The 22295-nt window shown below is 58.1% G+C and carries 17 protein-coding genes and 2 tRNA genes; 11 read left to right on the top strand and 8 right to left on the bottom strand.

The window, feature by feature from the left end; translation table 11 throughout:
• Window positions 1-91: 91 nt before the first annotated feature.
• Window positions 92-1126, bottom strand: coding sequence for a tRNA dihydrouridine(20/20a) synthase DusA (dusA, locus tag QPM17_RS02615; protein WP_285388800.1), 1035 nt, complete (start codon window positions 1124-1126; stop codon window positions 92-94).
• A 151-nt stretch (window positions 1127-1277) separates the two neighbouring features.
• On the opposite strand from dusA, the gene QPM17_RS02610 reads away from it, so the two are divergent.
• The 3 genes from QPM17_RS02610 to QPM17_RS02600 all read left to right on the top strand — a co-directional run bounded on the left by QPM17_RS02610 (window position 1278) and on the right by QPM17_RS02600 (window position 3654).
• Window positions 1278-2051: an SDR family oxidoreductase gene (locus tag QPM17_RS02610; protein WP_285388493.1), complete on the top strand. Its 774-nt coding sequence runs from the start codon at window positions 1278-1280 to the stop codon at window positions 2049-2051.
• Between the two features lie 100 nt (window positions 2052-2151).
• The gene (locus QPM17_RS02605) at window positions 2152-2733 is read left to right on the top strand and encodes a bacteriohemerythrin (RefSeq protein ID WP_285388491.1); all 582 of its coding nucleotides are present in this window, start codon (window positions 2152-2154) and stop codon (window positions 2731-2733) included.
• A gap of 6 nt (window positions 2734-2739) precedes the next feature.
• Window positions 2740-3654: an AEC family transporter gene (locus QPM17_RS02600; protein ID WP_285388488.1), complete on the top strand. Its 915-nt coding sequence runs from the start codon at window positions 2740-2742 to the stop codon at window positions 3652-3654.
• On the opposite strand, the gene QPM17_RS02595 is transcribed toward QPM17_RS02600, so the two are convergent.
• Window positions 3634-4596, bottom strand: coding sequence for a zinc ABC transporter substrate-binding protein (locus QPM17_RS02595; RefSeq protein ID WP_285388487.1), 963 nt, complete (start codon window positions 4594-4596; stop codon window positions 3634-3636). The genes QPM17_RS02600 and QPM17_RS02595 overlap by 21 nt on opposite strands.
• Window positions 4597-4758: 162 nt before the next feature.
• On the opposite strand from QPM17_RS02595, the gene gltX reads away from it, so the two are divergent.
• The 3 genes from gltX to QPM17_RS02580 all read left to right on the top strand — a co-directional run bounded on the left by gltX (window position 4759) and on the right by QPM17_RS02580 (window position 6514).
• Window positions 4759-6243 (top strand): glutamate--tRNA ligase, encoded by a 1485-nt coding sequence (gene gltX / locus QPM17_RS02590; protein WP_285388485.1) that lies wholly within the window; start codon window positions 4759-4761, stop codon window positions 6241-6243.
• Between the two features lie 112 nt (window positions 6244-6355).
• Window positions 6356-6431: transfer RNA gene (locus QPM17_RS02585), tRNA-Ala, on the top strand.
• A 7-nt stretch (window positions 6432-6438) separates the two neighbouring features.
• Window positions 6439-6514: transfer RNA gene (locus QPM17_RS02580), tRNA-Glu, on the top strand.
• A gap of 107 nt (window positions 6515-6621) precedes the next feature.
• Here QPM17_RS02580 and QPM17_RS02575 read toward each other — a convergent pair.
• Window positions 6622-7101: an Lrp/AsnC family transcriptional regulator gene (locus QPM17_RS02575; RefSeq protein WP_285388484.1), complete on the bottom strand. Its 480-nt coding sequence runs from the start codon at window positions 7099-7101 to the stop codon at window positions 6622-6624.
• 157 nt (window positions 7102-7258) lie between these two features.
• Between QPM17_RS02575 and QPM17_RS02570 the strand changes: the two genes are divergently transcribed.
• From QPM17_RS02570 to QPM17_RS02560, 3 genes are read left to right on the top strand one after another with little or no spacing between them, the layout of a single operon-like run.
• Window positions 7259-10777, top strand: a complete 3519-nt coding sequence (locus QPM17_RS02570; protein WP_285388481.1) for an indolepyruvate ferredoxin oxidoreductase family protein — start codon at window positions 7259-7261, stop codon at window positions 10775-10777.
• Window positions 10770-11957 (top strand): amino acid aminotransferase, encoded by a 1188-nt coding sequence (locus QPM17_RS02565; protein WP_285388479.1) that lies wholly within the window; start codon window positions 10770-10772, stop codon window positions 11955-11957. The genes QPM17_RS02570 and QPM17_RS02565 overlap by 8 nt, the downstream gene beginning before the upstream one ends.
• A 56-nt stretch (window positions 11958-12013) precedes the next feature.
• Window positions 12014-13396, top strand: a complete 1383-nt coding sequence (locus tag QPM17_RS02560; RefSeq protein ID WP_285388478.1) for a sodium-dependent transporter — start codon at window positions 12014-12016, stop codon at window positions 13394-13396.
• Between the two features lie 58 nt (window positions 13397-13454).
• On the opposite strand, the gene QPM17_RS02555 is transcribed toward QPM17_RS02560, so the two are convergent.
• Window positions 13455-14306, bottom strand: a complete 852-nt coding sequence (locus QPM17_RS02555; RefSeq protein WP_285388477.1) for a 6-pyruvoyl trahydropterin synthase family protein — start codon at window positions 14304-14306, stop codon at window positions 13455-13457.
• A 110-nt stretch (window positions 14307-14416) separates the two neighbouring features.
• Here QPM17_RS02555 and QPM17_RS02550 point away from each other — a divergent pair, with 110 nt between their 5' ends.
• Window positions 14417-15028 carry a nucleotidyltransferase family protein gene (locus QPM17_RS02550; protein ID WP_285388475.1) on the top strand — a complete coding sequence of 204 codons (612 nt, stop codon included), beginning with the start codon at window positions 14417-14419 and terminating at the stop codon, window positions 15026-15028.
• Here QPM17_RS02550 and QPM17_RS02545 read toward each other — a convergent pair.
• From QPM17_RS02545 to QPM17_RS02535, 3 genes are all read right to left on the bottom strand, one after another.
• Complete coding sequence (locus QPM17_RS02545) at window positions 15011-16111, bottom strand: response regulator (RefSeq protein WP_285388474.1); 1101 nt, start codon at window positions 16109-16111, stop codon at window positions 15011-15013. The genes QPM17_RS02550 and QPM17_RS02545 overlap by 18 nt on opposite strands.
• Before the next feature lie 49 nt (window positions 16112-16160).
• Window positions 16161-17519, bottom strand: coding sequence for a PEGA domain-containing protein (locus QPM17_RS02540; RefSeq protein WP_285388473.1), 1359 nt, complete (start codon window positions 17517-17519; stop codon window positions 16161-16163).
• Between the two features lie 161 nt (window positions 17520-17680).
• Window positions 17681-18202 carry a hypothetical protein gene (locus QPM17_RS02535; protein WP_285388472.1) on the bottom strand — a complete coding sequence of 174 codons (522 nt, stop codon included), beginning with the start codon at window positions 18200-18202 and terminating at the stop codon, window positions 17681-17683.
• 98 nt (window positions 18203-18300) lie between these two features.
• Between QPM17_RS02535 and QPM17_RS02530 the strand changes: the two genes are divergently transcribed.
• Window positions 18301-21225, top strand: coding sequence for an insulinase family protein (locus QPM17_RS02530; protein ID WP_285388471.1), 2925 nt, complete (start codon window positions 18301-18303; stop codon window positions 21223-21225).
• 95 nt (window positions 21226-21320) lie between these two features.
• Here the strand turns inward: QPM17_RS02530 and ppsR are convergent, their stop codons facing one another.
• Window positions 21321-22136: a posphoenolpyruvate synthetase regulatory kinase/phosphorylase PpsR gene (gene ppsR / locus QPM17_RS02525; RefSeq protein ID WP_285388470.1), complete on the bottom strand. Its 816-nt coding sequence runs from the start codon at window positions 22134-22136 to the stop codon at window positions 21321-21323.
• Window positions 22137-22295: the final 159 nt, after the last annotated feature.

Raw genomic sequence — 22295 nt, 5'->3', positions numbered from 1 at the left:
ATTGATCGCCCGTGTCGTGGGCGTTGAAGGTATATCCCTACAATAACGGGCTGCTCTGACAGGAACAAGACAGTAAAAGGTATCAGGGCGTTCAGGCCGGCACTGTTACTGCGTCCCCGGGTTCCGGAACCCTGGCCATGGCCTGTTCGATCACCTCGATGCCGGAACCCGGCTTGTGGGCGTTCTCACTGATATAACGGCGGAATTGCCGGCCTCCCGGCTGGCCATGGAACAGGCCCATCAGGTGGCGGGACATGTGGCTGAGGTAAACGCCCCGGTCCAGTTCGCTCTGAATGAATGGTAATACCGCACGCAGGGCCTCGTGCCGGGATCGAGCCGGTCCGGGCTGTCCGAAAAATTCGGTATCCACACCAGCCAGCAGCCAGGGGTTGTGGTAAGCCTCGCGGCCGAGCATGACGCCATCGGTGTGTTCAAGGTGCTGCCGGCACTCGTCAAAGGTCTTGATGCCGCCGTTGATGATGATTTCAAGATGAGGATAAAGGGCCTTGAGCCGGTAGACCCAGTCGTACTTCAGCGGCGGTATGTCACGGTTTTCCTTGGGGCTCAGCCCTTCCAGAACAGCGATGCGGGCATGGACGATAAACGTACGGCAGCCTGCCTCGGAGACCTTTTCAATAAACTCGCACAGATCCTCCCAGGACTCGCGGCCATCTATCCCGATCCGGTGTTTGACCGTTACCGGCAGGCCGGTGGCACTGATCATCGCCCTTACGTCTTCCGCCACCCTGTCGGGATGGGCCATCAGGCAGGCGCCAATCATGTTGTTTTGTACCCGGTCACTGGGGCAGCCAACATTCAGGTTCACTTCATCAAAACCGTATTGCTCTGCCAATGCTGCGCAATGGGCCAGCTCCTGAGGATTACTGCCGCCCAGTTGCAGTGCCAGCGGGTATTCCGCCGGATCATGCCGGAGGAATCGCGCAGTGTCGCCGTGAATCAGCGCACCAGTGGTGACCATCTCGGTGTAAAGCAGGGCATGCCGGCTTAACTGGCGTGCCAGATAGCGGTAGTGACTGGTTGTCCAGTCCATCATCGGGGCCACGCAGAATCTTCGTGACGGCCCGTAAAGGGTGTCTGCCTGTGTGTCCGCTATCTGTTCCGGCATGTCTGTGGTGATACTCGTGCTCATTTACTGCCCAATCCGAATCTGTCTGTCACTCGTCGCTGGGGTCAACGGGTCGAATGAAAAGAGCTGCTATTCTATCAGGAAAACTGCGCACCTGGCCGTAGGGCTTTGGCGAAACACAGGGCACTTTATGAACGAATGTATATTTATTACCGGCGCCGGCGCGGGTATCGGCCGGGCGACGGCCAGGCTTTTTGCGGCAGAAGGCTGGTTTATTGGCGCGGCAGACAGGGACGCCGAGGCTCTTGAAGCCTTGCGGAATGAACTCGGGGCTGAAAGATGCAGTATCCATGTTGCCGACGTAACCGACTCGTCGGCGGTAACACTGGCGCTGGAGGAGTTTGCCGCGCATACCGGAGGGAGGCTCAAGGTGCTGCATAACAATGCCGGCATACTGAAAGTTGGTCCCTTTGAAAAGATCAGTCCGGAAGTCCACCGCAGTCTGGTGGAAGTGAATGTTATTGGTCTGATGAATGTGCTTCATGCGGCCTTTCCCTATCTCAAGGCAACGCCTGGCGCGCAGGTGGTCAACATGAGCTCTGCATCGGCCTCCTATGGAATTCCCGACTTTGCGTCCTATTCCGCCAGCAAACACGCCGTCCGTGCAATGACCGAGGCGCTGGATATTGAGTGGGAGCAATACGATATAAAGGTCGGTGACCTGATGCCGCCGTTTGTAAATACCGGTATGGTCCAGTCCAATGAGGGGCAGTCGGCGTTGTTTGCCAGCATGGGGGTTAACCTGACCCCGGAAACGGTTGCAGTTGCGGTTCTTGAGCAGGTCCGCAAGCATCGGTTGCACCGTCCGGTTTCCTTGCAGTTCCGCGCTCTGTGGCCCATTACCCGCTCTGCGCCAACAGGTGTCACCCGGGCGGTGATGAAACGGCTATGGAAAAACGATTAGAGGCTTCAGTTTCCCGGAAATGACTTATGACAACGAATTGGTTTTCCCAATCCGCTAGGTTGGACAGGGCTGCAACAGCTTGGCGTTCAGGAGGTCAGTCATGCCCGGTTCTGGCGATGCATTGGCGGCATTGGAATTCTTTCCGTGGAGTCGACATTTCGAAGTCGGCATCGAGGAGATTGATGAGCAGCACAAAACCCTGGTGAAAATTGTCAACCGGCTTGTGTGGCACTCGGTGTCTGATGTTCCGCAGTCCCGGTGTGATCAGATTCTCGATGAGTTGTTGTCGTACGCCCACCATCATTTCAGGTCAGAAGAGCGTATCTGGGATTCGGTGTTTGGGGACAGGGATATTGCCCGTAACCATCACGACTCTCACCAGATGTTTTTTGCCCAGGTTCAGGCTTTCCGAAGTAGCGGTCAGCCCAAGGCCCAGATAATGTCGGATCTTTTTGATTTTCTCGCCCGATGGCTGGCGTTTCATATTCTGGAGTCGGATCGGCGGATGGCAATGACGGTGAGGGCTGTCGAGGAAGGCTTTACCCTGGAGGAAGCCAGGCGGCAGGTTGATGACCAGTTGGGCGGCAGTGTGGGGGAGTTGATTTCGGCGTTGCTGGAAGTCTACAGTAAGCTCTCGTCGAGCACCGCGCAATTGATGCGGGAAAACCTCACCAGAGAGTAAGTTTTAATGCCGGTAATGGTGCAGGCACTCACGCCTGTGTTTGCGTTGATCCTGCTGGGTTACCTGTTCCGGCGCTGGCATTTCCCGGGGGACGACTTCTGGATCCAGGCGGAACGGTTTACCTATTACGTGCTGTTTCCGGCCATGCTGATTTTCAAGCTGGGGCAGGCGAGGGTACCGCCGTCTGCCTATGGCGACATCCTCTTACTGATTGTTGCCATGCTGGTGACCATGAGTTTATTGCTCGGGGTGCTCCAGCTGGTCTGGCGCTGGCCAGGGCCGGTGTTCTCGTCTGTGTTCCAGGGTGGCATCCGGTTTAACTCCTACGTCGCCCTGGCAGCGGCTGGAATGTTGCTCGGCGATGAAGGCCTGTCGCTGATCGCCATAGCCGTCGCCGTAAAAGTCCCTTTGCTCAACCTGTTGTGCATTCTGATGTTTTCGCTGGTGGCAGGTAACGGTAAGGCAAGACTGAAACCCGTTCTCAAGGCAATTGCCTCCAACCCGTTGATTATCGGTTCTGTTGCAGGGATGGTCTGGAGTTATTTCCAGATAGGTTTTCATCCGCTGGTGGCCGGCATTCTTGAACCCTTGAGTGACCTGGCCCTGCCGCTTGGCCTGATGACTGTTGGCGCTGGCCTGCAACTGAAGGCACTGCGTGGTGCATCAACGCCGTTTCTGGTGTCCTCGGCCGCCAAACTGGTGGGTTTCCCGCTGCTGACGGCCGTTCTGGCGATGCTGTTGGGTATGGAGGGGTTGATGGTCCAGGTGACCATATTGCTGGCGGCCCTGCCGACAGCCACTTCGTCCTACATCCTGGCGCGTCAGCTGGGTGGCGACGCGCCATTGATGGCGGGAATCATCAGTGGCCAGACATTGCTGGCCATGGTGACCATTCCGCTGTTACTGGGTGTTCTCTGGTAGGCACTTGAGTACCGCGTCAGCCAGACCGTGCTGGAAGCTGATATAGCCGTCGCGGTCGGGCTCAATGTCTGTGGCCAGCGGGTCCCAGGTGCTGAAGGTGATGTTCAGCCCTTCGGTGATCGAGCGCCACCACTGGCGATTGAACTGGGGTTCCGTCAGCAGGCAGGGCTGGTTGGCGTTGCGCAGTTTCTGTTGTACTTCGGCAATATGCCGGGCGCCCGGAGACAACTCCGGGTTCAGGGTCAGAATGCCCTCCAGTTTCAGGCCATAGTGCTCAACGAACTGCGTGAACGCATCGTGATAGGTGAACAGGCTGATCTCTGCTACCGGCTTCAGCCGGGTGGTGATGTCGCGTTCAGCAGCGGACAGGTTCTGTTCGAACCGTTGCAGGTTGGCGTCAAGCGCTTCTGTGTCTGCACCCTCCAGCTGTGACAGTACCCTGTGTATGTCCTTTGTCATACCCAGCGCCAGGGCCGGGTCCAGCCAGATATGGGGGTCGTCGCCGTCGCCGTGATCATGGGCATCGTGATCTTCTTCTTTTTCATGACCGTGACCGTGGTCGTCATGGCCGTGATCGTCGTGGCCATCTTCGGTATCAATCTCGGGTACATCTTCCCCATGCATCAATGAGTAGGTGCGACCCTGGAATTCGCTACCGCCGAGCAGTCGTGTCAGAAAGGTTTCCATCTCCGGACCCACCCAGAATATGGCGTCGGCATTTTCCAGAGCCCGGCGCTGGGAGGGCTTCATGGTGTAGTTGTGGGGGCTGGAGCCGGGAGGCACCAGGGTAGTGACTTCCACGTCATCGGCAGCCACGGCCTTTACCAGCAGTTCAATGGGTTTGAGGGAGGTGACAACCTGGCTGGCCGCCAGTGCACTGGCAGATCCCAGCAGGGCGGCAAGACCGAATGCGGTGGCTCCTGCATAGCGTTTGGCGAACATAGTAGGTAAGTCCTCGAAAATTAATGATACGTTATAATATAACAATGTTGCCTGTAGATGAAGTGGATTGTGGCTCGACCATGCGAAATCCCGTCGTGGCCGGTATAATGCGTGGCTTTCAACGCACAGCCTTCATCAGGCAGTAACCTTCAGGATGCTTTCATGACCGTACGTACCCGAATCGCACCGTCTCCCACCGGTGATCCCCACGTTGGTACCGCCTACGTGGCGCTGTTTAACCTGTGCTTTGCCCGGCAACACGGCGGCCAGTTTATCCTGCGGATTGAAGATACGGATCAGGTCCGCAGCACCGAAGAATCCGAACAGGACATTCTGCAGGCCCTGCGGTGGCTTGGTCTCGAGTGGGACGAGGGGCCGGATGTGGGCGGCCCTCACGGGCCCTACAGGCAGTCGGAGCGCAAGGATTCATACCGTCAGTATGCGCTTGATCTGGTGACCAAGGGGCATGCGTTTTACTGTTTCCGCACCCCGGAAGAGCTGGATGCCATCCGCGAAGAGCGTAAGGCCAAGGGCCTGAATCCGGGTATCAAGGGAGATCTGGAGCTGCCCGAGGAAGAGGTCAAGCGCCGGCTGGAGGCGGGCGATCCCTACGTGATCCGTATGAAAGTGCCGGAAAATGGCGTCTGTGAAATCGAGGATATGCTGCGAGGCACTATCGAGATCGACTGGTCCCAGGTGGACAGCCAGATCCTGCTGAAATCCGATGGCATGCCCACGTACCATCTGGCGAACGTGGTGGACGACCACCTGATGGAAATCACCCACGTGCTGCGTGGTGAGGAGTGGATCAACTCCGCGCCCAAGCACAAATTGCTGTACGAGTATTTTGGCTGGGACATGCCGGTGCTGTGCCACCTGCCGCTGCTGCGCAATCCGGACAAGAGCAAGCTGTCCAAGCGCAAGAACCCTACCAGCATCAACTTCTATGAGCGCATGGGCTTTCTCCCGGAAGCGGTGACCAACTACCTCGGTCGCATGGGCTGGTCCATGCCCGACGAACGGGAAAAGTTCACCCTGGACGAAATGATCGAGAACTTCGATATCCAGCGTGTTTCCCTGGGTGGCCCGGTTTTCGACGTGGAGAAACTGCGCTGGCTCAACGGCCAGTGGATTCGCGACGAGCTCAGCGACGACCAGTTCATCGAGCGCATGCGCCGGTGGTGGTTCAACGAAGAGGCCCTGAGGGAGCTGGTGCCACACATCAAGGGCAGGGCGGAAGTGTTCAGTGATGTGGCCACCATGGCCTCCTTCATGTTCTCCGGTATGCTCAACCTCAAGCCGGAAGACTTCAGCCACAACAAGCTTGATGAGGCTCAGGTGAAACGGGTGCTCCAGTTCACCCTTTGGAAACTGGAAGCCCAGCGCCACTGGAGCAAGGAAAATATATTTGCTGACATCAAGACCCTTGCCAAGGCCATGGGGCTGAAAATGGGTGACTTCATGTTTGCCATCTTCGTGGCAATCGCCGGCACGCCCAACTCCTGGTCAGTGATGGACTCCATGGCTATCCTCGGTCCGGACATGACCCGCTCACGCCTGCGCCATGCGCTTGATGTGATGGGCGGTTTCTCCAAGAAGGAAACCAAGCGGGTTGAAAAGGAATATGCAGCGCTGCTCGCTGAGTGACCATGTTGGTGAAATAGTATACGGCCTGGGCAGGGATGTTCACCAAACTGAAAAAACGTTGGAAAAAAGGTTGACGCCTCAGGGGCCGATCCTTAATATACGCAGCCGTTGAGGGGCCATAGCTCAGCTGGGAGAGCGCAACACTGGCAGTGTTGAGGTCAGCGGTTCGATCCCGCTTGGCTCCACCAATTTCTAGTCCCCTTCGTCTAGTGGCCTAGGACTCCGCCCTTTCACGGCGGCAACACCGGTTCGAACCCGGTAGGGGACGCCAATAAGGCTTACTCGGTTTAGTCCGCCGATAAGCCATCAGAAAAACCGCCTTCGGGCGGTTTTTTTGTTTGTAACCCCACGGATATCGGCGTGGGGTGCTGTGACTTCTTATGTCAGCCCTTCCACCGGGATGGTCTCGGTATTCTTTATTTCCCGCAAGGCAAAGTTGGAATTCACCTGCGCAATACCCTGCAAGGTAAAGATCTTTTCGTTCAGGAAGCGGTCGTAGCTGACCATATCCGGTACGACAACCCGGAGCACGAAATCTGCATTACCGGTAACCGCGAAACACTGGAGTACCTCCGGGTAACTGCTTACCTGCTGTTCAATGCCTTCGGTGCTGTCTATGGTGTGCCTCTGCAACGACAGGTTGACCAGCACGCACAGCCCCTGACCGATCCGTTCCGGATCCACTCGTGCACTGTATCCCCGGATGATGCCGCTTTCCTCAAGAGCTCTTACCCGTCGCCAGCAGGCTGCCGGTGACAGGCCCACCTGTTCCGCCAATAACTGATTACTGATACGCCCGTCCTGCTGCAGCACCGACAGGATCCGCCGGTCAAGCTTGTCCAGATCAACCTGTTTCATTTGGTAACACCTGATATTTGTCAAAGGATCTTTCCTGTCATTGTCATTTATCAAACAATCTTGCGCAAACACCGTAAACCCTAACCCAATAAGCAAGCACCTTTTGCGGACTTCCCTCTAGAATTCTGGTCATAAAATCGACAACAAGGAGGGCGCCATGTCCGCCGATACCCCCCAACTCGACAACTACAAGCTGGAAGATCGCTACCTTCGGGAGTCTGGTCGGGTTTTCCTGACCGGAACCCAGGCTCTGGTGCGAATACCTCTGATGCAGGCAGCCCTGGATCGTAAGCAGGGACTGAACACGGCGGGCCTGGTCAGCGGTTACCGGGGATCGCCCCTGGGTGCATACGACCAGGCGCTCTGGCAGGCGAAAACCCTGCTTGATGACAACCGCATCGACTTCGTGCCAGCCATCAACGAAGACCTGGCTGCCACCATCATGCTGGGTACCCAGCAGGTGGAAACCGATGATGACCGGCAGGTGGATGGTGTATTCGGTCTCTGGTATGGCAAGGGGCCGGGAGTGGATCGCGCCGGCGACGCCCTCAAGCATGGCACTACCTATGGTTCGTCTCCCCATGGCGGCGTTCTCGTTGTAGCCGGTGATGACCACGGCTGCGTGTCGTCCTCGATGCCCCACCAGTCGGACGTGGCGTTCATGAGTTTCTTCATGCCCACCATCAACCCGGCGAGCATCGCTGAGTATCTGGAGTTCGGCCTCTGGGGCTACGCGTTGTCCCGGTACAGTGGCTGCTGGGTGGGTTTCAAGGCAATTTCCGAAACAGTTGAAAGCGCGGCATCTGTAGAGCTGCCTCCAGAACCGGAGTTTATAACTCCCGATGACTTTACGGCACCTGAAAGTGGCCTCCACTACCGCTGGCCGGACCTGCCCGGGCCCCAGCTGGAAACGCGTATCGAGCACAAGCTGGCTGCCGTGCAGGCGTTTGCCCGGGCCAACCCTATTGATCGCTGCCTGTTTAACAATACTGAAGCCCGCTTCGGCATTGTGACCACAGGCAAGGGCCATCTGGACCTGCTCGAAGCCCTGGATCTGCTGGGCATTGATGAAGACAGGGCCCGGGAGATGGGGCTGGATATCTACAAAATCGGTATGGTCTGGCCATTGGAGCGCCGCGGCATTCTCAACTTCGTTCATGGCAAAGAGGAAGTTCTGGTCATTGAAGAGAAGCGCGGCATTATCGAGAGCCAGATCAAGGAAACCATGTCCGAGCCGGACCGCCCTGGCGAGGTTCTGATTACCGGCAAACAGGATGAGCTGGGCCGTCCGCTGATCCCCTACGTTGGAGAGTTAAGCCCGAAGCTGGTTGCCGGCTTCCTGGCAGCCCGCCTTGGTCGCTTCTTCTCGGTGGACTTCAGCGAGCGCATGGCTGAAATCAGTGCCATGTCCACCGCCCAGGATCCGGGTGGCGTCAAGCGCATGCCCTATTTCTGCTCTGGCTGTCCCCACAATACGTCCACCAAAGTCCCTGAGGGCAGCAAGGCTCTGGCGGGCATCGGCTGCCACTTCATGGCCTCATGGATGGGCAGAAACACGGAATCCCTCATCCAGATGGGTGGCGAAGGGGTCAACTGGATCGGCAAGAGCCGTTATATTGGCAATCCCCACGTGTTTCAGAACCTGGGTGAGGGCACCTATTTCCACTCCGGCTCCATGGCCATCCGCCAGGCTGTGGCGGCAGGCATCAACATCACCTACAAAATTCTGTTCAACGATGCCGTGGCCATGACTGGCGGCCAGCCGGTTGATGGTCAGATCACCGTGCCGATGATTGCCCAGCAGATGGCAGCCGAGGGCGTTCGCCGGGTCGTGGTGCTCAGTGATGAACCCGAAAAGTACGATGGCCATAAAGACCAGTTCCCGAAAGACGTGACCTTCCACGATCGGTCTGAACTCGACCAGGTGCAGCGTGAATTGCGTGACATCCCTGGCTGTACCGTGCTGATCTATGACCAGACCTGTGCCGCCGAAAAACGCCGCCGGCGCAAACGCAATCAGTTCCCGGATCCGGCCAAACGGGCGTTCATCAACCACCATGTCTGCGAAGGTTGCGGCGACTGTTCGGTTCAGTCCAACTGTCTCTCGGTTGTGCCGCGCAAAACGGAACTGGGCCGCAAGCGGAAGATCGACCAGTCCTCCTGCAACAAGGACTTCTCCTGCGTCAACGGTTTCTGCCCCAGCTTCGTGACCATTGAAGGCGGTCAGTTGCGCAAATCCCGGGGCGTTGACACAGGCTCCGTGCTCACCCGCAAGCTGGCTGATATCCCAGCCCCCAGGTTGCCGGAAATGACAGGCTCCTACGATCTGCTCGTGGGCGGTGTTGGCGGCACTGGCGTGGTGACTGTGGGACAGCTGATCACCATGGCGGCCCATTTGGAATCCCGTGGTGCCTCGGTACTGGATTTCATGGGATTTGCCCAGAAAGGCGGCACAGTGCTGAGCTACGTGCGTATGGCTCCGTCTCCGGACAAGCTCCACCAGGTGCGGATCAGCAATGGCCAGGCCGATGCGGTCATTGCCTGTGACCTGGTGGTGGCGTCTTCCCAGAAAGCCCTGAGCGTACTGAGGCCAAACCATACCCGGATTGTCGCCAATGAAGCGGAGCTTCCGACCGCCGATTATGTGCTTTTCCGGGACGCCGATATGAAGGCCGACAAACGACTTGGCCTGCTGCAGGATGCAGTTGGAAAAGATCATTTTGATCAGCTGGACGCCAATGGCATCGCCGAAAAGCTGATGGGCGACACCGTATTCTCCAACGTGATGATGCTCGGGTTCGCCTGGCAAAAGGGCTTGCTGCCTCTCTCAGAGGCGGCTCTGATGAAGGCCATCGAGCTCAATGGCGTCGCCATCGAGCGGAACAAGGAAGCCTTCGGATGGGGCCGACTGGCGGCCGTGGATCTGAGCGCAGTCACGGATCTGCTGGACGACAACAAGGCCCAGGTTGTTGAGGTCAAACCCGAACCAACCCTGGACGAACTGATCAGCATCCGTCACAGGCACCTGGTCAACTACCAGAACCAGCGTTGGGCCGACCAATACCGTGACACTGTTGCCGGAGTCCGCAAGGCCGAGGAAGCCCTCGACGAAACCAATCTTCTGCTGACCCGTGCAGTGGCCCAGCAGCTATACCGGTTCATGGCCTACAAGGACGAGTACGAAGTGGCCCGGCTGTTTGCCGAAACCGACTTCATGAAAGAGGTAAATGAAACCTTCGAGGGCGACTTCAAGGTCCATTTCCACCTGGCCCCACCCCTGCTTAGCGGCGAAACCGATGCCCAGGGTCGCCCGAAAAAGCGTCGGTTCGGTCCCTGGATGTTCCGGGCCTTCCGGCTGCTGGCCAGGCTTCGCGGCCTGCGTGGAACCGCGGTGGACCCGTTCAGCTACTCCGCAGACCGCAAGCTCGATCGCGCCATGCTGAAGGACTACCAGAACCTGGTTGCGCGAATTGGCCGTGAACTCAACGCCAGCAACTACGAGACGTTCCTGCAGCTTGCCGAACTTCCTGCTGATGTCCGGGGCTATGGCCCGGTCAGGGAACAAGCGGCAGAGAGTATCCGTGAAAAACAGACGCAGCTGATCAAGGCGCTCGACACCGGTCGCCCGACTCTGATCCGCACCCAACAGGCCGATGAGGAGGCAAACCATGTTTGAAGCACTCCAGCCCTTGCCCCAGGATCCGATCCTGCAGCTGATGCAGACCTTCCGTGAGGACAACCGGCCGGACAAGGTGGATCTGGGCATCGGTGTTTACAAGGATGATGCGGGCAATACACCCATCATGGCCGCCGTTCACGAAGCGGAGCGTCGCCTGCTTGAAGGGGAAACCACCAAGAGCTACGTGGGGCCCGCCGGTTCCGCCGGCTTCAACAGCGCCATGGCCGAGCTGATCCTGGGCAGCAACAGCCCGCTGGTCCGTGACGGCCGTGTATCGGTCATCCAGACACCGGGCGGCTGTGGCGCCCTGCGGATGGCCGCCGAGTTTCTGCGCCTGTGCAAGGCGGACACAAAAGTCTGGGTCAGCACGCCCACTTGGGCCAACCACTTGCCGCTTCTTGGTGGCGCCGGCCTGACTATTCGCGAATATCCGTACCTTAATCCACAGACGCTGCAGGTAGAATTTGGAGCCATGCTGGAGACCCTGGAACAGGCCGACGCGGGCGATGTGGTGTTGCTTCACGGGTGCTGCCACAACCCGTCAGGGGCGGACCTGAGCCTGGCCCAGTGGCAGGAAGTGACCAGCCTGATCCAGAGAAAGGGTCTGTTGCCCTTTGTGGACATGGCCTATCAGGGCCTTGGCGAAGGCCTGGATGCGGATGCGGCCGGCCTGAGGCATCTGGCAGGTGCGGTACCGGAAATGCTGATCGCAGCGTCGTGTTCCAAGAACTTCGGCCTCTACCGGGAGCGCACAGGCGCCCTCGCTCTGATTTCGGGAACCGCAACCGTGAACGCAGCCGCCACCAGTCAGTTGCTGAGTGTTATCCGGTCTCATTATTCGATGCCGCCGGCCCATGGTGCCGCGATCGTGGAGGCCATCCTGGGCGATGACGACCTGCGGGCCCAGTGGCAAAAAGAGCTTGGCGGCATGTGCGAGCGCATCCTGCACCTGCGGCATGCGTTCGCCGGCGCGCTCTCACCGGTGGGCGACTTCAACTTCATCGCCCGTCAGCGAGGCATGTTCTCGTTTCTGGGCATCAGCCCGGAGCAGGTTGGCCGGTTACGGAAGGAACACGGCATCTACATGCTGGAGAGCAGCCGCGTAAACGTCGCCGGCCTGAACGACCGCGTTTTGCCACAAGTGGCTTCAGCCCTGCGCGAAGTTCTCGGCAAGTAAGCCTTTTTTTGACAACAACCAATCAATCCGACAAAAACAATTAGCCGGAGAGAAGAATGAGTGAGAGTACCCAACCACACCAGCAGGCCAATAACCTCTGGTCTTCACGGATGGCCTTTATTCTGGCTGCCGCTGGCTCAGCCGTCGGCCTCGGGAACATCTGGAAGTTTCCCTACATTACCGGAGAAAACGGCGGCGGCGCCTTCGTTCTGATATACCTCGCATGCATCTTCCTGATCGGCGTGCCGGTTCTGATTGCAGAGACCATGATTGGTCGTCGCGGCGGTCAGAGTCCCGTGGCGACCATGCGCACCCTGACCAGAACCGAGGGCACTGCCAGGGGCTGGAGAGCGATCGGCTGGAACGGTGTTATCGCCTCATTCCTGGTGCTGTCGTTTTACGCGGTCATTGGTGGCTGGGCCCTGGTCTATATCGGCAAGGCCGCAGCAGGGGTATTTACCGGCGCGGATGCCGAGGCCATTGGCGGTCAGTTTGGTGGGCTGCTGGCGAACCCCTGGGAACTGTTGCTCTGGCACTCGGTGTTCATGGCAATTGTGGTGTTTATTGTCGGCCGGGGAATCCGTTCCGGCCTTGAAAAAGCGGTGAACACCCTGATGCCACTGCTGTTTGTCCTGCTGATTGCCATGGTGTTCTACGCCATGAACAGCGGCAGCTTTGGTCGTGCTGTGAACTTCATGTTCTCACCGGATTTCAGCAAGCTGACCACGGGCGGGGTCCTGACGGCCCTGGGCCATGCGGCATTCACTCTCAGTATCGGTATTGGCGTGCTCATGGCTTATGGGTCTTACCTGCCGAAGAACGTCAATATTGCCAGAACCGCGATGACCATCGCCGTTCTTGATACCAGTGTTGCACTGCTTGCCGGGCTTGCCATCTTTCCGCTGGTGTTTGCCAACGGTCTGGAACCCGGCACAGGTCCCGGCCTGATCTTCGTGACCCTGCCGCTGGCGTTCGGTCAGATGAGTGGCGGCGCGCTTTTCGGCACCATTTTCTTCGCCCTGCTGCTGGTAGCGGCCATCACCTCCGCCATTTCAATGCTGGAACCGGTGGTGGAATGGCTGGAAGAACACAGGGGGGTCAGCCGGGCCAAAAGTGCTCTGGGTGGCGGACTGGCGATCTGGTTCATCGGCATTGGCACGGTGCTGTCGTTCAACGTGTGGGAAAACGTGCATCCATTGGGCTTCATCGCCTTCTTTGAAGGCAAGACGGTGTTCGACCTGCTCGATTTTCTGGTCTCCAACCTGATGATGCCGCTGGGCGGACTCGCTATTGCCCTGTTTGCTGGCTGGGCCATGAAGCGGGAAGGTCTGCCGGAGGATATTGGCCTGGAGGGCGGCACATTCAAGGCCTTTATGTTCGTACTTCGATACCTGGCGCCCGCCGGCATCGCTGTGGTGTTCCTCTACAACCTGATCTAGACAACCTGATCTAGTGAGGCCAGGCCCCCATGGACGGGGGCCTGCATCCTGTGGAAACTCAGCGCGAAGCAATAGCCCCTTTGCCGACTCCCTCATAAGCCTTGACCCGAATCGTGTCTTCCGGAAACTCGGATTTCAGTCGCTCAGCAATGTGTGCTGCAATCAGCTCTACCGTGGTATCCGAGTCCAGCATATAAACCCGACTCTCGGGCAGGGTCAGCGCAAACTCCCCCTGGTTCGCCTCATACTCGAAGGTGACATACGCCATACCATCTCCCGCCACCCAGCGCCGGGTCACGTCTTCCTCAGACCCCACGTAGATATCCTGCCAAAGCTTCGCCCAGCGATTCTCCAGGTCCCTGTCCCGGTGCCCATTGCGGTCAATCCGGATGGGGGAGCGATGCCCGTGGGCAATCCGCTGGCAGTTACCCAGGTGTTTCTTCAGGCCATGAACATAATGGTAGTAAGCGCCTTCGATAACATCTTCCCGCAGTGAGATCTCCACGTCCGTCACATTTGCCGGCAGAACTGTTCGCAGCTCGTGCTCAAGAAGGGTGGCGACTGCTGACGGTACAACCCTCTCGGAGGACAGCCAGACCACCGCTTCGTCCGGCGACTGATGAAAAATATGTGCGCCGTCTTTCAGATGCCACGTGAAGCGGTCCGGCTCATCTTCGTTCAATTCGAGGCCGCTATAGCCACGGGGAATCACCAGCCGGTGATCCACCCGTTCGTCGATGACCCGCTTGATCGTGCGTTTGACGTTGCTGAAATCAAACACCATGCCCTGATCATCCAGTTCACCGCCAAGAACCACGTCCACAATCCAGCTTTCACCCACGAGCCCTCGTGCGGCGTCCAGATAGGCGAAGTCGATAACCGTCAGATTGTCTACGAAAAGGTGGTTCATCGGAGGCGCCTGGCAAGAAGAGGTTGATTGATTGGCCAATTCTAGCAAAAATCCGCCAACGCTAGCAGCCTCGCGTGGTTGGAGTGGCGGAATCAATGGAGCAGGCGGCAATGGAACCTACCAGAACAGACGATCGCAACGCCTTTCCCGTGTTGGTGCTGGCCGCAGGGGCCTCCCGGCGGTTGGGCCGCGCAAAAGCCCTGTTGCCACTGAACTCGGGTACGCTGATGGATCACGCCATCGGTCAGGCAAAGCGGCTTGGTGGTCCCGTCACAGTGGTGAGCGGTGCCTGGTACCCCATCGTACGTTTTCGCTGCAGGGCTCAGCCATCCACCTGGGTTATTGCCCGGGACTGGTGTGACGGTATGTCAGCATCGCTAAAAGCGGGGGTGGCCAGTCTGGGGCCGCATGCCAAGGGAGTTTTTATCGTACTGCTGGACCAGCCTCTGATTGGAACGGAGTCACTGGTGGCGCTGGGCGAAGCGGCCAGAGGCGACCCCGCGCAGGCTTGTGCCGCGGATATCAATGGCAAACCGGGTGCGCCGGCCTACATTCCCAGGCGCCTGTGGCCTCAGGTCATGGCGCTGGAGGGAGACAGGGGAGCCGCTGCGGTGCTCGCAAGAGATGGCGCGACCAGGATTGCGATGGCCGGCGCCGGATCGGATGTGGATACACCCGCTGACTGGCGCCGTATCAGGCGTCAGCTAGCCGAAAAGCCCTGAGAGCCAGGCAATACCCACTGCGAAAATACCCAGGCTTGCTGCCAGGCCCATGGTGTAAATGCGTGAAGTGGCTGAGCGCTGCTGGGCTACAAACAGGTCGATGGTGCGCTGGGCGATGTCCTCGGCGGTTTCCCGGGAAATCTCATGGGCCTGCTGAATGGCCTCTGATTGCAGCGTCTGCCAGAACTCGGTATCGATGGTCTGCACACTGGTGATGTGATCCTTCAGCTCCGCCATGTGCTCGCTGGTGAAGCCCGTGTTGCGAGACAGATCCTTGCGCAGGTCGGCCAGTTCGCGGCCCAGATTCAGGTTCACTTCCGCTGCCACATCATCACGGAGATTGCGTGTACGCTCTTCAATCATCTCGGTAACAGCGTTCAGGCGTTCATCGACAACCGCTTCCTGTTTCTTGCCGGATTCGTCCAGTGCCCGCTTGAGGTGGTCGAACTGTTCGTCGAACAGAGAGCTGAGAAGCTCATGGAGGCGGTTGTTGATGTGGGTTTTTACCGCCGAACGGGCAATCTGTTCGATCAGGTCACTGGTCAGGGGAACCACCTGCGGACTGCCGCCGCCATCGCCGGCCTGCGATCCGTCATCGGCTTTGGGGGACATTTCCAGGGAGGCATCGGTGGGGATGTCCAGAGACTCCTCTTCCACAGGCCGTGCGCCAGGCTCCTGTTCCGGCGGCTCGGGCAGGTTGCCCTCGGTCACATCACTGGCGAGTTGCTCGAGAACCAGGCTGAGCCCCTCTGTGTGAGGTGGCTTGGTGAGGATATTGTAGACGCCGAAGTTGCGGGCTTCCTCCATGAACGATGGCGACTTCTTGGACGTGCACATGATGATGGGAATGGCAGCGGTTTCCGGGTTGCCTTTTATGGCTTTCGTTGCTTCCACACCGTTCATGCCCGGCATCAGGTGATCCATGAAGATCACGTCGGGCCGATGGTTCGAGTTGAGGAAGTCCAGTGCCTCCTCTGCCGACCCGGCCATGTTGACTTCCATATCCCGGCCCTCCAGCAGTTTGCTCAGGGCAAATCGAGCCACTTTCGAATCGTCTACCAGGAGTGCATTCTTGATCGCCATGTCACAACCTCAACCTTTACTGCATGTGTGTTCATCATCGGGCTGATGCTTACCAGCCTTCCAGTTTCGGGCACTGGGTTGCCCGATAGCTCTTTTCCCGATAACAAACACCGGGTTCCTTGGTCCGGGCAGTGAATACCTCCCCGGCCGCCGTTGTCAGGCGTACCTGTCCATAGGGTTCGCCGTACCGGAAGGTTGCCGCGATCGAGCTGCCGTTGGGATTGCGAAGCAGCCCCTTACCGTGGAACGAACCTTCAATATACTCGCCTTCGTATTTCTTGCCATCGGCAAACACTTCCTTGCCCTTGCCATGGAACTCGCCATTGGAGAAGCCGCCTTCATAATGGCGACCGTCCGGATAGGTGAGAGTGCCTTCACCATGGAACTCGTCATTTCGGAACCCGCCAACATACAGCATGCCATCCGAGGTAGTGAGGGAGCCATGCCCGTTCAGCTGGCCTGCGGACCATTGCCCCGTCAGTATGTCGCCGTTGGCCATGGTCAGCGTGCCCTGTCCGTCAAACTGGTTGTTGCGGAACTGGCCTGTATAGCGGGTGTCGTCAGCACCCCGCCAGGTACCCTCGCCATGCCGCTGACCTTCACGCCAGTCGCCTTCATAGCGGCTGCCGTCGGGGTACCAGGCGGTGCCTTTACCATCAAACTCACCGTCAACGAAGTGGCCTTCATAGCGCAGGCCATCGGCGTCTTCATAGGTGCCGTCACCAGTCCTGACGCCACCAATCCAGGTGCCGTTACGGTATTCGACCCGGGTGTAGGCCTCCAGTCTGCCGACCAGTGTCTTTTCATTACCAGCGGCCACCGCCACCGTCTGTTGCCAGGGCTTGTAGCCTTCCTTGCTGATGACGACCTCGTATCTGCCGGGTTCCAGCTCCAGGTCGAGGCGGGTGGCGCCGTAGTCCTTGCCATTGATGGTGACCTCATCACCGACCACGTTTGAGCGCAGCACCAGCAGGCCGGTTGTCGGGCGTGGTTCTTCCGGCTTCTGCCGGGTAGTCGGTTCAGCCGGGGACTCCTGGGGAGCAATTGTGCGTGACTCGGGCATTGCAGACATTGGCTCGGCCACGGCCAGCATCTTCGGGTCTTCCGGCACTTCGGGAATTGAGAAGGGCTCAGCGTTGATCGGGCGGCGAGGCTGGTCAGTGGCGGGTTCCTCCAGTGGCGTTTCCAGGGCAGTGACCTCGGAGGTGCTGTCTTTGCGGTAGAGCTCTTCCGTCGTGGTGTCTGCAGAATCCGAAGACGCGGTGGCGATGGTTTCTTCGATTTCCGGTTCAGTGACTGCCTTACCTGTACCCACGGACAGCTCATCGCGCATAGAGGCGAAGCCGGCCGTTACCAGAAGCATCAGTGCCAGCGCGTTGATGAACAGAAGTGGTCTGAAATCGACCATGGGCAACCTCTCAATGCTGCATTCGTGTGTTACTGCCGATGCCCCGCCCGTTTCCTTGTCATTGTTCAACGGGATTCAGGGATTACACAGCCTTATCTTACCCAGTCGGGGCAATCTTATGTAACACAAAGTCACTGAAGTTAACGAGAATGCAGGACATATCACACTTTGTCCGGAAGCTGATCATGGTTGAGTTGCTCCCAGGCGCGCATGTAAACATCTGCTTCGTACTGATAGGGAGATTTGAAAGGGGTGAGTACGAAATCAAACACCAGAAAAAAGAAGCCGACAGATCCCCAGGCAATAGCCAGCGTACTTATAGTGTTGGCCTGAACTTCCGGGTTGGCGTTGACGAAGTTCTCCAGCAGGGGAATCAGGTCCGAAGCCATGACCACGGGGTTAAAGCTGGAAAGCACAAATGGCACCCAGAAAGCGATGAACACCGGAAAGAAGCCGAAAGACCACAATACTCTCCGCAGCAGATAAATGCCGATGGCCCGCCAGTAACGTTGGCGGATCTCGGGAACCCGGCGTATGCGATCCAGATACCGGCGGCGTTCTGCCCAGTAGGCCGCCACTTCCGGGGCCTGGATCTTCCGGCGTTTGCTGGCGGAAGCCTGGCCAGGCCCGGTGGGTTCGGGCGGAGTGTCCGGTGTCATGTCAGCATGGGGTTCAGTGGTCATGGAATCAGGTGCTGCCTTGTGGCTTCGGGTTAGTGCATGATAATAGAAAGTACGTGTTACCCTACAATCCCCATTTGGTTAAAGACAGGATAGTTTGAATGGCCGCAGTGATCGAGAACGCCGTCCATCCGGCTTTTGAAAAGCTACGCAGTCACCGGATCAGCACGCTGAATGTGACAGTCGAGGAATATCGTCACCGCAAGACCGGTGCCCGCCATCTGCACCTGGCGGCAGACAATGACGAGAACGTGTTTTTTGTGGCCCTGCGGACGTTTCCCATGGATTCCACCGGGGTTGCCCATATCCTCGAACATACAGCGCTTTGCGGCAGCGAGCGTTTTCCGGTGCGTGATCCGTTTTTCATGATGATTCGCCGGTCCCTGAACACGTTCATGAATGCTTTCACCAGCAGCGACTGGACGGCTTACCCGTTTGCCAGCATGAACCGCAAGGATTTCGATAACCTGTTGACGGTGTATCTGGACTCGGTATTTTTCTCCTCGCTTGATCCGCTGGATTTCGCTCAGGAAGGCCATCGTCTTGAATTCGACACACCGGAAGACCCGTCCACGGATCTGGTCTACCGCGGTGTGGTTTACAACGAGATGAAAGGCGCCATGAGTGCGCCTACATCCCAGCTGTGGCAGAACCTGTCCAGCCACCTGTTTCCGACGACCACCTATCACTACAACAGTGGTGGTGAGCCCGACCATATCGTAGACCTGAGCTACGACGATCTGCTGCGTTTCTATCGCCATCATTACCACCCCAGCAATGCCATCTTCGCCACCTATGGGGACATTCCGGCTCATGAACACCATGAACGGTTTGAAGAGCTTGCCCTCAAGCGGTTTGACCACCTGGATGTGGAATTGCCGGTGCGGGATGAGAAACGAATGTTTTCCCCGGTACGGGTCGACCAGAGCTACGCCGTCAGTGAAGGCGAGGAAACCAGCCACAAGACCCATATCGTGATGGGCTGGCTGCTGGGGCACAGTTTCGACCTGCAGGAAAATCTGGAGGGCCAGCTGCTGGTCAGCGTGTTGCTGGAAAACAGCGCGTCGCCACTGATGCGCGCTCTGGAGACCACGGATATCGGGCATTCTCCTTCGCCTATGTGTGGCCTGGAAGACTCCAATCGTGAGATGACGTTCGTGTGTGGCATTGAAGGCAGCGAGCCGGAGAAGCAGGGTGAACTTGAGCAACTGATCGAACAGACTCTGGCAAAGGTGGTGCAAGAAGGGGTCAGTCAGGACCGCCTGGAAGCCATCCTGCACCAGCTTGAACTGCATCAGCGTGAAATTGCCGGCGACAGCTTCCCGTATGGTCTGCAACTGATCATGACCGCAATCTCGCCCATGGTGCACGGCGGCGATCCGGTGGAACTGCTGGACCTGGAGCCGGTACTGGCGGATATGCGCGAGAAAATCCGTGATCCGCAATATGTACCTGACCTGATTCGCCGCAAGCTGCTGGAAAACCCACACCGCGTAACCTTGACATTACGCCCTGACGACAAGCTGGAAAGCCGGCGCCAGGCGGCGATCCGTGATGCCCTGGCCCGCCGCAAGGCCGCTCTGACTGACGAAGAGGTTCAGCAGATCATTGACCGGGCCCGTGCACTGGAAGAGCGTCAGACCCGCAAGGATGACGATTCCATCCTGCCCAAGGTGGATCTGTCCGATGTGCCACTGCAGCTGCCGGAACCAGAGGCGCGATTTGCAGGGGATATGTCGGCAACCATCTATGCCCGGGGCACCAATGGCCTGGTTTATGAGCAGGTGGTTGTGCCGGTACCGAATCTTTCTGAGGACGAGCTGCTGTTGTTGCCGTACTACACCACCCTTATCCCGGAAGTGGGATGCGGCAAGCTGGATTACCTGCAGATGCAGGATCGTATTTCAGCGGAGTCCGGCGGCATCAGCGCGTCCTTCTCCGCCAAGGGAAGGATTGATGATGTCCAGGACCTGTCGGGCTATATCATTTTCAATGGCAAGGCTCTGGCGCGGAATCGCGAGGCGTTGACCCGCTTGCTGAGTGATGTGTTCAATGGCGCCCGGTTTGATGAGAAAGAGCGGGTTCGCGAACTCATTGCCCAGATTCGTTCCCGCAGGGAACAGGGTGTCACTGGCAGCGGACATGCTCTGGCCATGGGGGCGGCGTCCCAGGGGATCAGCCCCGGCGCCTGGCTGTCTTTCCGGCTCGGTGGCCTGGAGGCGATTCGCGGGGTGAAGGCCCTCGACAAATCCCTTGGTGATCCTGCGGAACTCGACCGGCTGTGTGAGCAACTGGCGGCGTTGCACGAACGCATCCGCCAACAGCCGCGGCAATTCCTGCTGATTGGTGAGGAAGAGCAGCTTGATCCCATGCTTGGGGAACTGAAGTCCGTGTGGGGCGACACCAACTCTGACGGTGGGGATTCCTGGAAGCTGACGCCAGTCAGCTATCAGACACGCCAAGCCTGGCTGACCTCTACCCAGGTGAATTTCTGTGCCAAGGCCTATAGCACGGTTGCCATTGATCACCCCGACGCCGCTGCGTTGACAGTGCTGGGTGGCTTCCTGCGCAATGGATATCTGCACCGGGCAATACGTGAAAAAGGTGGGGCCTACGGAGGTGGTGCTGGCCAGGATAGCGTGAATGGAACCTTCCGGTTCTTTTCCTACCGTGACCCCCGGCTGGGAGACACCCTTGAGGATTTTGACAAGGCCCTGGACTGGTTGCAGAAAGAGCAGCATGATCCCCAGGAACTGGAGGAGTCAATTCTCGGTGTCATAGGTCAGCTGGATCGTCCTCGCTCGCCCGCAGGCGCGGCCCGTCATGCCTTTCATAACCACCTGTTCGGGCGTACACCCGAACAGCGCGCGCGGTTCCGGGAACGGGTGCTGGCCGTGACCCTGGAAGATATGAAACGGGTGGCCAGGGAGTGGCTGAAGCCGGAGAATGCCAATGTCGCGGTTGTCACCAGCTTTGAGAACAGGGACAAGGCAACTGACCTGGGGCTGGAGATACAGGAGCTTTAAATCCGGGAGCCCTGAAGCATTTCCGCAGCACATAAGGACCGGCTATCCATAACAGGAGGCCGGTCCTTTTCATTCAAGGGCCAGTCATTCACGGGCTAGCGGTTCCGTTTGAGTCCTGTGCTGACCATGATGCGAGTCGATATCTCTTCCACCGAATAGGCCGTGGTGTTGAGGTAGGGGATCCTTTCCCGACGATACATCAGTTCGATTTCTTCGATTTCGTGCATGCACTGTTTCAGCGACGAGTACCGGGAGTTCGGACGGCGCTCGTTGCGGATTGTCGCCAGGCGTTCCGGGTCGATGGTCAGCCCGAAAATCTTTTCTTTATGCCCGCGGAGGGCAGCAGGCATTTTCTGGTCCTCCAGGTCCTCTTCGGTAATGGGATAGTTGGCCGCCTTGATGCCGTACTGCAGCGCCAGGTACAGGCAGGTTGGGGTTTTGCCGCTACGGGACGCACCCACCAGAATCAGGTCGGCTTCGTCGTAGTGGCGGGTGCGGGCGCCGTCGTCATTATCCAGTGCGAAGTTCACCGCCTTGATCCGCCGCTCGTAGCTGCCCTCGTTGTTGATGGCGTGGGACTTGCCAACCGTATACGAGGATGAAGATTGCAGCTCCTGCTCCAGCGGGTTGAGGAAGGTGCCGAAGATATCCACCATGAAGCCACTGGCCCCGGCAATAACCTCACGAATGTTACTGTCAACGATGGTGTCAAAAACCAGCGGTCTGGCGCCGTCGGTTTCCGCGGCCTTTTCTATACGTTTGACCATTTCCCGGGCTTTGTCAGCATCATCAATGTATGGCACCGTAATGCGTTCGAAATCGATTTTCTCGAATTGTGCCAGCAAGCTGTGCCCCAGAGCCTCGGCAGTCAGGCCAGTGCCATCGGATATAAAGAAAGCGGTTCGTTTCATGGTGTGCAGTCAGGCTCCGTTTTTGGCAGGTTCCCTAGGTAATTCCCACAGGTTACAGTATCATACACGCCAAGTTCGAGAGCCCGCAGTGGAGAATGCAGGAATTGCAGGGGCAAGGTCAGCTCCACCAGTCCGGTTTCGCTCTTTGCTACAACGATT

The sequence above is a fragment of the Marinobacter azerbaijanicus genome (assembly GCF_030250645.1).
In the GTDB taxonomy this organism is placed as follows: domain Bacteria; phylum Pseudomonadota; class Gammaproteobacteria; order Pseudomonadales; family Oleiphilaceae; genus Marinobacter; species Marinobacter azerbaijanicus.
The sequence above is the reverse complement of the archived record's forward strand: the minus strand, read 5'-3'. Positions and strand labels throughout refer to the sequence as shown.